The following is an 11,759-nucleotide window of genomic DNA, read 5'->3' as shown; positions in this document are numbered from 1 at the left end:
CCCTGACCCCCTTCGCCCCCGCGGCCCTCGCGGAAACGGCCCCCGAAGCCGACTCCCTCTACACCGACCCCAACTCCCAGGTGAAGCGCTGGGTCGCCGCCAACCCCGCCGACTCCCGGCAGCCGGTGATCAACGACCGCATCGCCTCCCAGCCCCAGGCCCGCTGGCTCTCCGCCTTCAAGCCGGACACCGTCCAGCAGGAGGTCGCCGACTACGTCACGGCCGCCGGCGACCAGGTGCCGGTCCTGTCCGTGTACGGCATCACCAACCGCGACTGCGGTGGCCCGAGTTCGGGCGGCGCCCCGGACCTGGCCGCGTACAAAGGCTGGGTCGAGAAGATCGCCGCCGGGCTGGGCGACCACAAGGTCCTGATCATCCTGGAGACCGACTCCCTCGCCCTGCAGACCTGCCTGAGCGCGGACGAGCTCGCCGCCCGTAACGCCGCCCTGCACGACGCCGTCCGTACGATCAAGACCGCCGACCCCGCCGCCCGCGTCTATCTCGACGGCGGCCACTCCGGCTGGAATCCCGCCGCCGACCAGGCCGCACGCCTGAAGGCGGCCGGGGTGACCGACGCCGACGGCGTCTACACCAACGTCTCCAACTTCAACCCCACCGACGCCGAAGTCGCCTACGGCAAGCAGATCCTCGACGCGATCGGCGACCCGGACCTGGGCCTCGTCGTGGACACCAGCCGCAACGGCAACGGCTCCAACGGCGAGTGGTGCGACCCCTCCGGCCGGGCGCTCGGGCAGAACCCCGCGCTGGAGCCGGGCGACGCCGCGGTCGACGCGTACCTGTGGGTCAAGCCGCCCGGCGAGGCGGACGGCTGCGCGGCGCCGGCGGGGCAGTTCGACCCGGCGCTCGCGCACGCGCTCGCCACCAACTGACCGGCACCGGAAAAGACTTGCCCACCCCCCTCACCGAAGGACTGTCATGCCTCTGTCACGAAGAGAGTTCGGCGCCGCGCTCGGCAGCGCCGCGCTGTTAGCCGCGGCCCCCGCCACCGCCGCCGCGGCCCCGATCACCGACCGCGCCGGGAGCGGGGCCGAAGCCGACCCGTACGCGGAGCTGTTCCAGGCCCAGTACGACAGGATCAAGGACCCGGCCAACGGCTACTTCAGCCCGGACGGCATCCCGTACCACTGCGTCGAGACGCTGATCGTCGAGGCGCCCGACCACGGACACCAGACCACCTCGGAAGCCTTCAGCTACTGGATGTGGCTCGAGGCGGCGTACGGGCGGATCACCGGCGACTGGGGTCCGTTCAACGAGGCCTGGGCGGTGACGGAGAAGTACATCATCCCGACCGCCACCGACCAGCCCACCAACGACTCGTACAAGCCCTCCGCCCCCGCCTCCTACATCCCGGAGTGGCCGGAGGTCAGCAAATACCCCTCCCCCATCGACCCCGCCGTCGCGGTCGGCGCCGACCCGATCGCGACCGAGCTGAGCTCCGCGTACGGCACCACGAACGTCTACGGCATGCACTGGCTGCTGGACGTCGACAACATCTACGGCTACGGCAACACCCCGGGCACCGGCGGCGAGAACGGCCCGGGCCCAGGGCCCTCGTACATCAACAGCTACCAGCGCGGCGCGCAGGAGTCGGTGTGGGAGACGGTCCCGCAGCCGACCACCGACCTGATGGCGTACGGCGGCACCAACGGCTACCTCGACCTCTTCGTGAAGGACGCCTCGTACGCGAAGCAGTGGAAGTACACCAACGCCCCTGACGCCGACGCGCGCGCCGTCCAGGCCGCCTACTGGGCCAACAAGTGGGCCACCGCGCAAGGCAATCAGGCGCAGATCTCCGCCTCCGTGGCCAAGGCCGCCAAGATGGGCGACTACCTGCGCTACGCGACCTTCGACAAGTACTTCAAGAAAATCGGCGACTGCACCAGCCCGACGGGCTGTGCGGCGGGCACCGGCCGGCAGGCCCAGCACTACCTGCTCTCCTGGTACTACGCCTGGGGCGGCGCCGAGCCGGGCGGCGGCTGGGCCTGGCGGATCGGCGACTCGGCCGCGCACGCGGGCTACCAGAACCCGCTGGCCGCGTGGGCGCTGGCGAACGACCCGGCGCTCACCCCGAAGTCCCCGACGGCCAAGCAGGACTGGGCCACGAGCCTCAAGCGGCAGCTGGAGTTCTATCGCTGGCTGCAGTCCGCCGAGGGCGCCATCGCGGGCGGCTGCACCAACAGCTGGGAAGGCCAGTACGGCGCGCCGCCGGCCGGGACGCCGACCTTCTACGGCATGGCGTACGACTGGCAGCCGGTCTATCACGACCCGCCGAGCAACAACTGGTTCGGCTTCCAGGTGTGGTCGATGGAGCGGGTGGCGGAGTACTACTACGTCACCGGCGACGCGGACGCGGAGGCGGTGCTGAAGAAGTGGGTGGCGTGGGCGGCGGCGAACACGTCGGTGGGTGACGGCACTTATGCCTTCCCGGCCACCCTCAACTGGTCTGGCGCGCCTGATACCTGGGACCCGGCCGCCCCCGGCGGCAATGCGGGCCTGCACGTCTCCGTCAAGGACACCTCCCAGGACGTCGGCGTCGGCGCCGCACTGGCCAAGACCCTCACGTATTACGCCGCGAAGGCCGGCGACGCCGACATCGCCGCCCTGGCGAAGAACCTGCTCGACGCGATGGCCGCCAAGAGCGACGCCAAGGGCATCGCGGTCCCGGAGACCCGCGCCGACTACGAGCGCTTCGGCGACGAGGTCTACGTACCGGCGGGCTGGTCGGGAACGATGCCGAACGGCGACGAGATCAAGCCGGGCGTGACCTTCGCGGCCCTCCGCTCCTGGTACGAGGACGACGCCGACTGGCCGAAGGTGCAGGCGTACCTGGACGGCGGCGCCGCCCCGGAGTTCACGTACCACCGCTTCTGGGCCCAGGCAGGGATCGCCATCGCGTTCGCCGTGTACGCGGAGCTCTTCCCCGCTCCCGCGTAGCCACCGCACACTCCCGGCGCGGTCTGCCTCCCGACCCCCGCTGCGGGCCGCGCCGGGGCTCCTCCCGTAACCCCCCAACTCCCCTAGGGAGCACTCGCGATGACCCTGCGCCGACGCCACTTTCTCGCCCTCGCCACCGCCACCGCCGCCGCCCCCGCCCTGACCCGATTCCCGTCCGCCGCCGCGGCTCCGCTCGACGACGACGCCGCCACCACCTGGCAGAACGTCGCCGTCGGCGGCGGCGGCTTCGTCCCCGGCATCGTCTTCAGCCGCGCCGAGCGGGGCCTGGTCTATGCCCGTACGGACATCGGCGGCGCCTACCGCATGGACCCCGGCAGCAGCACCTGGACCCCGCTGCTCGACTGGGTCGGCCAGGACAACTGGGGCTACAACGGCGTCGTCGCCCTCGCCACCGACGACTCCGACGCGGACCGGCTGTACGCCGCGGTCGGCATGTACACCAATGACTGGGACCCCAACAACGGCGCCGTGCTGCGCTCCTCCGACCGCGGGGCGAGCTGGGAGACGGCGAAGCTGCCGTTCAAGCTCGGCGGGAACATGCCGGGGCGCGGCATGGGCGAGCGGCTGGCGGTGGACCCCAACGACGGGCGGGTGCTGTACCTGGGTACGCCGAGCGGCCACGGCCTGTGGCGCTCGACGGACGCGGGCGCGACCTGGGCGAAGGCGGACGCCTTCCCCAACCCCGGCTCGTACGTGGCCGATCCGTCCGATCCGACCGGCTACCAGTCCGACATCCAGGGCGTGGTGTGGGTGCTCTTCGACCGCTCCAGCGGCACGGCCGGGAGCCCCACGCCGCATATCTATGTCGGCGTTGCCGACAAGGAGAGCACCGTCTACCGCTCCACCGACGCGGGCGCCACCTGGTCCCGTATTGCCGGACAGCCCACCGGCTATCTCGCGCACAAGGGCGTGCTGGACGAGGCCGGCGGGCGGCTGTATCTCGCCACCAGCGACACCGGCGGCCCGTACGACGGCGGCAAGGGGGACGTCTGGCGCTACGACATCGCCGCCGAGACATGGACCCGGATCAGCCCGGTCCCGTCCGACTCCGCCGACGCGTACTACGGCTACTCGGGCCTGAGCCTGGACCGCCAGCGCCCGGACACCCTCATGGTCGTCACCCAGATCTCCTGGTGGCCGGACATCATCATCTTCCGCTCCACGGACGCGGGCGCGAGCTGGAGCCGGATCTGGGACTTCGCGAGCTATCCGGAGCGCACCCTCCGCTACACGATGGACATCTCGGCCGTCCCCTGGCTCACCTTCGGCGCCAACCCGGCGCCGCCCGAACTCACCCCGAAACTGGGCTGGATGACCGAGGCGCTGGAGATCGACCCGTACGACTCGGACCGGATGCTGTACGGCACAGGCGCGACGATCTACGCGACCACCGACCTGACGCAATGGGACGCAGGCTCGAAGATCACCATCAAGCCGCTGGTGGCAGGCCTGGACGAGACATACTGCCTGGACCTGATCAGCCCACCCACCGGCCCGCCCTTGCTCTCCGCCCTCGCCGACATCGGCGGCTTCGCGCACACCGACCTCACCGCCGTACCGGACCTGATGTACACCCAGCCGAACCACACCACGACGACCAGCCTCGACTACGCGGAACTGAAGCCGTCGTTGATCGTCCGGGCCGGGAACGTCGACACCACCGCCCAACCCGGCGTCACCCGGGCGGCCTTCTCCACCGACTCCGGGGCGCACTGGTTCCAGGCGAGCGGCGAGCCGGGCGGGGTCACGGAAGGCGGCACCATCGCCGTCGCGGCGGACGGGAGCAGCGTGGTGTGGGCGCCGAAGGGGGCGGCGGTGAGCGTGTCCACGGACACCGGAAGCTCGTGGCGCGCGGCGAGCGGCATCCCGTCGGGGGCGCGGGTGCGCTCGGACCGGGTGAATCCGGCTCTCTTCTACGGCTTCGCGGCGGGCGTCTTCTACGTCAGCCGGGACGGCGGCGCGACCTTCGCGAAGACGGGTGCGACCGGACTGCCGGCCACGGGCCCGTCGGGGTTCAAGGCGGTGCCGGGGTCGGAGGGCGACGTATGGCTGGCCGGGGAAGGCGGGTTGTGGCACTCCACGGACGCGGGCGGCACCTTCGCGAAGACCGCCGGGATCACGGACGCCCGCACCATCGGCTTCGGAAAACCCGCCCCCGACCAGACGTATCCCGCCCTCTACTTGATCGGAACAGCCTCCGGCACCCCCGGCGTCCACGCCTCCGACGACAGGGGCACCACCTGGCGGCGCCTCAACGACGCCCAGCACCAGTACGGCAACATCGGCGATGCCATCACCGGCGATCCACGCCGCTACGGGCGGGTGTACCTGGGGACGAACGGGCGGGGGATCGTGTACGCGGGCTAGCTAGCCCCGGTCGATCGATCCCCAGGCCCGCCGGGGGTGTTGGGGCTGTGCGGCCGCCGTTGCCGCCGGATCAGGCGCACGGCGGCCGGCGCGCAAGGAGAGCTGCACGAACAGCAGGAGCCCGGCCACCAGCAGCAGAAAGCCCCCGAAGACGAAGGAGCCGATCGCCGATCCCGTCTCCCCGTCCCGCAGTGCCCGGAAGCCGGTGACCAGGAGGATCGCGGCGAGTACCGCCGGAGCCACCAGCCACGGCCACCCGCTGGGGTCCTCCGGCGGCTCGGCCCCCTCCGCCGCGCGGTAGTTCACGTAGCAGAAGCGGACGCACCACCACGTGAGCAGCCACGCCGACAGCGCGGTCGAGGCGAAGGCCGCGAGCGACAGGGGCGCGTCGGTCGAGTTCACGGCGGCGGCGGTCAGCGCGGCGCCGAGGACGGTCGTGATCAGGGTGAGCAGCCCGCCGTTGACCAGCCTGCTGCGGCGGCTGCCGCTGAGCGCGTTGCGGGGGATGTACATGATCGGTCAGCCTACGTGCGGCGCGGTTCAGGCCGAGGCCCGTACCACCACATCGGTCGGGAGCACCAGGCTCGGCTGCGCCGCGGCGGCCGCCGCATCCGCATCGAGGCGGCCGAGCAGCAGCCGGACCATCGCCCGGCCCATCTCCTCGGTCGGCTGGCGCACCGACGTCAGCGGCGGGTCCATGTGCCGCGCGACCGGGGAGTCCTCGAAGCCCACCACGGCCACGTCGCCCGGCACCCGCAGCCCGGCCGCCCGCAGCACCTGCAGCGCGCCCGCCGCCATCAGGTCGGACGCCGCGAAGACCGCGTCCGGCGGCGCCCCCGACTCCCGCCGCTGGTCCAGCAGATCGCGCATCGCGCGACGCCCGCCGTCCTCCGTGAAGTCGCCGATCGCGACCGGCCCGGCCGCGACGCCCGCCGCGGCGAGCGCCTGGCGCCAGCCTTCGAGGCGGCACTGGGCGACGTACATGTCCTGCGGCCCGGTGATGGTCGCGATGCGGCGGCGGCCGCGGGCGAGGAGGTGCTCGACGGCGGCGCGGGCGCCGCCGGTGTTGTCGGAGTCGACGTAGGGGAGCGACTCCTGCGCGTGGCGGCGGCCGTTGAGGACCAGCGGGAGGCCGAGCTCTTCGAGCCGCGCGGGGAGGGGGTCGTCCTGGTGTACGGAGACCAGCAGGACGCCGTCGACGCGGTCGCGGCTGAGGTAGTGGGTGAGGCGTTCGCGTTCGGCCGGGGTGCCGATGAGGGCGAGCAGCAGCTGCTTGTCGGCGGCCGAGAGGGCGGCGCTGACGCCGCGGATCACGCCGGAGAAGTACGGCTCGGCGAAGAGCCGGGTCTCCGGCTCGGGTATCACCAGCGCGACCGCGTCGGCGCTGCCGGCGGCGAGGGCGCGGGCGGTGCGGTTGGGGACGTAGCCGAGGTCGGCTATCGCCTGCTGGACGGCGGCCTTGGCGTGCTCGCTGACCTTGGGCGATCCGTTGATGACCCGGGAGACCGTGCCCCGCCCCACGCCGGCCCGCGCGGCCACCTGCTCCAGCGTGGGCCGGCCCCCGCCGCGCGTTCTGTCCGCCATGCGCCCTCCTCCCGCCCCGAAGCGCCTGTGCCCGCCCGCGGGGCTCCTTGCCGTGACGAACTTAACAGGCGGTAACCACCCCTGGCGGCACGGGCTCTGCCGTCTCACGTGAGCGCAGCGTCCGTCTCGCGTCGGCGCAGCGTCCGTCTCCCGTATGCGCCGCGCCCGCCGCGCGTCAGCGCCGCGCCAGCCGCCGCTCGCCCGCGCCCCCGGCCTCGTACGCCATCCCGTAATGCCCGAACACATCCGCCTCCGCCTCCGCCGGCAGCTCACCATCGGTCGCGATCGCCGGCGCATCCCTGACCTGCCGCTTCTCGAAGGCGACAGTGAGATGCCCGGGGCTCACCGTGGCGTCCACCAGCGGCACGAAGACCAGCCGCTGGCTGCCCAGCATCCCCGTCTTGACCGTGGCGAAGAACGGCCGGTCCGTCCGGGTGTCGACGTAGATCGCCTCCAGCTCCCCGATCTTGCCGCCGTCGGCCCCTTTGACCCCTTGGCCGATCCACTCACGGATGTCGTGCGCTGGAAACACCGAACCCTCCTCGGTCGCCGCCCGTACCCATACCCGGCCACAGTAGCCCGCAGATTCCAGCATTACGCGCATATCGGACACTGCCGCACACTGGGCGTCTGTGGCAGGCCACATTGCGTATCCGAGCCCAGTGCGGTACCTCGGTGTCGTCACCCAAGACAGCAGGAAGAGAGCGGATGAGCCACGAGCCCGCCCCCGAAGCGCACAACCCCGCCCACTGGGCCCGGCACGTGACTTCCGTCCCCGCCACCGGCCACTACCCCGGCGTGGACGAACTCCTCGACTCCTTCCGGGAGCTCGCCGCCAGACATCCGGCACTGATCACCGAGCGCCGGATCGGCACCTCCCGGCTCGGCGAGCCGCTGCACTGCTTCACCGTGGGCGACGCGGCGGCCGAGGGCGGCGACCTGGTCGTCGTCGGCGGCGTTCACCCGAACGAGCCGGTCGGCGCCGTCACCGCCCTGCACCTGGCGAACACCCTCTGCACGGACGCCGCGCTCCGCCGCCGCTACGGCGCCACCTGGCACATCGTCCCGTGCATCGACCCGGACGGCGCCCGCCTCAACGAGGACTGGTTCCAGGCCCCGGGCGACCGCATCCGCTACGGCCGCTCCTTCTACCGCCCGCCGGGCTACGAACAGGTCGAGTGGACCTTCCCGTTCAGCTACCGCGACGCCTACTTCGACGCCGCGCTGCCGGAGACCTTCGCCCTGATGCGGCTGCTCGACGCGACCCGGCCGCGCTTCCTCACCACGCTCCACAACTGCGAGGAGGGCGGCGTGTATTACTACCTCAACCGCCCCGCCCCCGCCCTCTACGCAACCCTCGCCGAGATCCCCACCACCGCGGGCCTGCCGCTGGCCACCGGCGAGCCGGAGGCCCCGCACGTCCCCGTCTACGCCCCGGCCGTCTACGGCTCCATCGACATGCGCGCCGCGTACGACTACCTCGAAGCCCACGGCGACGACCCCGCCGCCCGTATCGCCGGCGCCTCCAGCGCCGCCTACGCCGAGCAGTACGGCACCTTCTACTTCGTCACCGAGGTACCGCACTGGTCGCACCCGGACGCCGACGACCCCACCCCGGTCCCGGAGCGCTACCCGGAGATCCTGCGCGAGCGCGCCACGGCGCTGCACGAGGCCGGCGCCTTCCTGACGGACATCCTCGACGCCGCGACCCCGCACCTGACGATCGACTCCCCGTTCCTCCGCGCGACGAAGTCCTTCGTCCCGGCCCTGATAGCCGACGCCGATGTCGAAGCGGCCCGCGCCACGGCCGCCGAGGACCGCCCGGCGACGGTCTCCGAGCGCTACTCCTGCCGCGCCTCGGTGCACAGCTGCCGCATCCGCTTCGGCGGCATGCTGCTGCGCGCCCTGGCCGCCGAGCTCGCCGCGGGCACCGCCCGGCCCGCCGTCCGCCGCCTGCACCGCCGGCTGTCGGAGCGCTACCAGGAGTGGGAGAAGGACGCCGAGCCGCTGCACGGCTCCTCCATCCCGATCGCCACGCTGGCCGGGATCCAGTACGCGGCGCTGCTGGCGGCTGCGGATCACGCGGTGCACGAGCGCTGACGAGGGGGCCGACCGCTCGTTTTCGGGCCCCGGCAGAGCTTCTGCTACGCTGATCCAGCGACGTCACCCCTGGTGACAGCACCCCCCGAATCCGCACCGCCCTCGCGGCGGACGAATCCGGTTGGGAGCACGCATCGGACTGTGCGAGACTTGTTCTCGCGCACGTCACCGCACGTCGCACAGCAAGGTCCTGTGGAGCAGTTTGGAGTGCTCGCCACCCTGTCAAGGTGGAGGCCGCGGGTTCAAATCCCGTCAGGACCGCTTCTCTCGGGGTACGCCCCTTGAGAGGGCGGCTGGGTAGCTCAGTTGGTACGAGCGACCGCCTGAAAAGCGGTAGGTCGCCGGTTCGATCCCGGCCCCAGCCACAGTCGAAGCCCCCTCCGGATCGCCGGAGGGGGCTTTTTCATGTGCTGCCGCCCCGGACCGATTTAACCGACACCGAGCGGGTCCTTAACCGCGCCCTAAGGATCGCGCCCGCGTCCGTTCTGCCGTATTCCTGCACCTCAGCCGCCCATAGCGTGGGCGCTCGTGAGCACCGCAAACCCCCCTCATCCCGTGCGCCCCGCGGCACCCGGCACCGCGGGCGTCGTCCCGCCCGACCCCCACCGGGTCCCCGCCCGCACCCTCGCCACCGCCGTCGTCGGCGGCGCCGGGGCCGTATTCCTGCTGTGGGCCGTGCAGGTGCGGCCCTCCGCCCGGCTCGACGCGCTCTTCGCCACGGCGGCGCACGGCTGCGGGCTGCTCGCCGGGTACGGGGTGCTGGTCATGCTGCTGCTCATGGCGCGGGTGCCCGCCATCGAGCGGGGGGCCGGCGGCGACCGGCTGGCCCGCTGGCATGCCGCGTGCGGCGGCTGGGTGCTCGCCACGCTGCTGCTGCACTGCGCCTTCGCGCTCGCCGGGCACGCGGTCCACCTCGACACCGACGTGCTCACCGCGACCGCCGACCTGCTCGGCTACCCGGCCCTCGCCGCCGCCGTCGCCGGCACCGCGCTGCTGCTGGCCGCCGGCGCCACGTCCGCCCCGCCGGTGCGCCGCCGGCTGCGGCACGAGTCCTGGCGCGGGCTGCACCTGCTCGCTTACGCGGGCGCCGCCCTCGGCTTCATCCACCAGCCGTCGGGTCCCGACCTCTCCGGCAACCCGGTCACGAGCTGGCTGTGGTCGCTGCTGCACACGGCGGTCGCCGTGCTGCTGATCACGTACCGGGTCGTCGTGCCCGTACGACAGGCGCTACGGCACCGGCTGACGGTCAGCGAGGTGCGGGTCGAGGGACCGGGTGTGGTGAGCGTGACCGTGAGGGGCGAGCGGCTGCACGAACTCGGCGCGGAGCCGGGTCAGTTCCTGCGCTGGCGCTTCCTGACCCGGCGGCTGTGGCGCACGGCGCTGCCGTTCTCCCTATCGGCGCCGCCCGGCCCTGACAGCCTGCGCATCACGGTCAAGGCGGCGGGCGACCACACCCGCCGGGTACGGCGGCTGCGACCCGGCACCCGGGTGCTGGCGACCGGCCCTTTCGGCGCGCTGACCGCGCACCGGCGGGTCCGGCGCAAAGTGCTGCTCCTTGCCGGCGGCACCGGCATCACACCGCTGCGCACTTTGTACGAAACGCTGCCGGCCGGCCCCGGCGACTTGACGCTGCTCTACCGGGCGGCGGACGCCGAGCAGTTGGTACTCACCACCGAACTGGAGCACCTCGCCACAACCCGTGGCGCCCGCCTGCACTACTTGCTCGGCCCCTCCGACGGCCCGTACAACCCCCTGTCCCCGCACGCCCTCGCCGACCTGATCCCCGACCTGCACGCCCACGACGTATACATCTGCGGCCCACCCGGCATGACCACAGCCGCCACCGAATCCCTGCTCCGCGCGGGAGTCCCCACCCGCCGCATACACACGGAAAGCTTCACCTGATGGGCCGCCACCGCCGCCACGCTTCGACGCCACGCTATGTCGCCCCGAGGGCGACGCATGATCGCGTACGCCCGACGGCCCCGGGCCGCCCGCTGGGGCGGGAGGGTGCGCTGCGGCGGGAAGAGGCGCTACTGCGGGAGGGCGCGCCAGAGCGGGAGTGCACGCCAGAGCAGGAGGGCGCGCTACGGCGGGGGGACGCGATACGGCGGGAGGTCGGGCCACGGCAGGAGGACGCGCCACGGCAGGGGGGCACGCCACGGCAGGAGGGGGCGCCAGCGCAGGAGGGTGCGCCACGGCAGGAGGGCGCGGCTGCCGCGGGGCCTGCACCCGTGTCGTACTTCGTCCCCGCGCCAATGTCGATCCCGGAACAGGGCGCCCCACCGGCAGCCGCGGCGGCCCGACCGCCGATGCCCGCGTCCGCCGCGCCGCCGGTGGCTACGTCCGCCGCGCCGCCGGTGGCCACGTCCGCCGCGCCGCCGGTGGCCACGTCCGCCGCGCCGTCGATGGCCGCGCCAGTCCCGCCGCGCGTGGCCGCATCTGCCCCGCCGCCTGCGGCCGCACCAGTCCCACGCGTGGCCGCATCTGCCCCGCCGCCTGCGGCCGCACCAGTCCCGCGCGTGGCCGCACAGATCCCGCCGCCGCCGGCGCCATTCGCCACCCCTCGCGCGGAACCACCCGCCGACGAGCCTCCGGCGTCCCCACCGCATGCGCCCGCGCACCCGCTGCGCACCCGCCCGGGTGCCGGTGCCGCCACACCCTCGACTCCCACGGCCGACTCCCCAGCGCCCCCGCCGCATCCGCCGCGCACCCGCCCGAGTTTCGGTGCC

8 protein-coding genes and 2 tRNA genes are annotated in these 11,759 nt (G+C 73.0%); 7 read left to right on the top strand and 3 right to left on the bottom strand.

Annotated features, from left to right (window positions below; all coding sequences use genetic code 11):
- From G5C51_RS34415 to G5C51_RS34405, 3 genes are all read left to right on the top strand, one after another.
- Nucleotides 1-890: glycoside hydrolase family 6 protein (locus G5C51_RS34415; RefSeq protein WP_206314646.1), on the top strand; the 890-nt coding region annotated here is incomplete at its 5' end.
- 46 nt (nt 891-936) lie between these two features.
- Nucleotides 937-2,955, top strand: coding sequence for a glycoside hydrolase family 48 protein (locus G5C51_RS34410; protein WP_165243417.1), 2,019 nt, complete (start codon nt 937-939; stop codon nt 2,953-2,955).
- A gap of 99 nt (nt 2,956-3,054) precedes the next feature.
- On the top strand, nt 3,055-5,343 hold the full coding sequence (locus G5C51_RS34405; protein ID WP_165243415.1) for a beta propeller repeat protein: 2,289 nt from the start codon (nt 3,055-3,057) through the stop codon (nt 5,341-5,343).
- Here G5C51_RS34405 and G5C51_RS34400 read toward each other — a convergent pair whose 3' ends face one another.
- From G5C51_RS34400 to G5C51_RS34390, 3 genes are all read right to left on the bottom strand, one after another.
- Nucleotides 5,344-5,856 carry a hypothetical protein gene (locus G5C51_RS34400; protein WP_165243413.1) on the bottom strand — a complete coding sequence of 171 codons (513 nt, stop codon included), beginning with the start codon at nt 5,854-5,856 and terminating at the stop codon, nt 5,344-5,346.
- Nucleotides 5,857-5,883: 27 nt separating this feature from the next.
- The gene (locus G5C51_RS34395) at nt 5,884-6,927 is read right to left on the bottom strand and encodes a LacI family DNA-binding transcriptional regulator (protein ID WP_165243411.1); all 1,044 of its coding nucleotides are present in this window, start codon (nt 6,925-6,927) and stop codon (nt 5,884-5,886) included.
- Nucleotides 6,928-7,102: 175 nt separating this feature from the next.
- Complete coding sequence (locus tag G5C51_RS34390; protein WP_165243409.1) at nt 7,103-7,459, bottom strand: PRC-barrel domain-containing protein; 357 nt, start codon at nt 7,457-7,459, stop codon at nt 7,103-7,105.
- 176 nt (nt 7,460-7,635) lie between these two features.
- Between G5C51_RS34390 and G5C51_RS34385 the strand changes: the two genes are divergently transcribed.
- From G5C51_RS34385 to G5C51_RS34370, 4 genes are all read left to right on the top strand, one after another.
- On the top strand, nt 7,636-9,027 hold the full coding sequence (locus G5C51_RS34385; RefSeq protein WP_165243407.1) for a M14 family zinc carboxypeptidase: 1,392 nt from the start codon (nt 7,636-7,638) through the stop codon (nt 9,025-9,027).
- Nucleotides 9,028-9,213: 186 nt separating this feature from the next.
- Nucleotides 9,214-9,288: transfer RNA gene (locus tag G5C51_RS34380), tRNA-Asp, on the top strand.
- Nucleotides 9,289-9,318: 30 nt separating this feature from the next.
- Nucleotides 9,319-9,392: transfer RNA gene (locus G5C51_RS34375), tRNA-Phe, on the top strand.
- A gap of 163 nt (nt 9,393-9,555) precedes the next feature.
- Nucleotides 9,556-10,932: a ferredoxin reductase family protein gene (locus G5C51_RS34370; protein WP_338118404.1), complete on the top strand. Its 1,377-nt coding sequence runs from the start codon at nt 9,556-9,558 to the stop codon at nt 10,930-10,932.
- Nucleotides 10,933-11,759: the final 827 nt, after the last annotated feature.

The sequence above is a fragment of the Streptomyces coryli genome (assembly GCF_011044975.1).
In the GTDB taxonomy this organism is placed as follows: Bacteria; Actinomycetota; Actinomycetes; order Streptomycetales; family Streptomycetaceae; genus Streptomyces; species Streptomyces coryli.
This window is presented reverse-complemented; position numbering and strand designations above follow the sequence as displayed.

Bases quoted from the DNA above. Each gene is read 5' to 3' on its own strand.
- G5C51_RS34410 (WP_165243417.1), top strand. From the start codon at position 937: ATGCCTCTGTCACGAAGAGAGTTCGGCGCCGCGCTCGGCAGCGCCGCG.
- G5C51_RS34405 (WP_165243415.1), top strand. From the start codon at position 3,055: ATGACCCTGCGCCGACGCCACTTTCTCGCCCTCGCCACCGCCACCGCC.
- G5C51_RS34400 (WP_165243413.1), bottom strand. From the start codon at position 5,856: ATGTACATCCCCCGCAACGCGCTCAGCGGCAGCCGCCGCAGCAGGCTG.
- G5C51_RS34395 (WP_165243411.1), bottom strand. From the start codon at position 6,927: ATGGCGGACAGAACGCGCGGCGGGGGCCGGCCCACGCTGGAGCAGGTG.
- G5C51_RS34385 (WP_165243407.1), top strand. From the start codon at position 7,636: ATGAGCCACGAGCCCGCCCCCGAAGCGCACAACCCCGCCCACTGGGCC.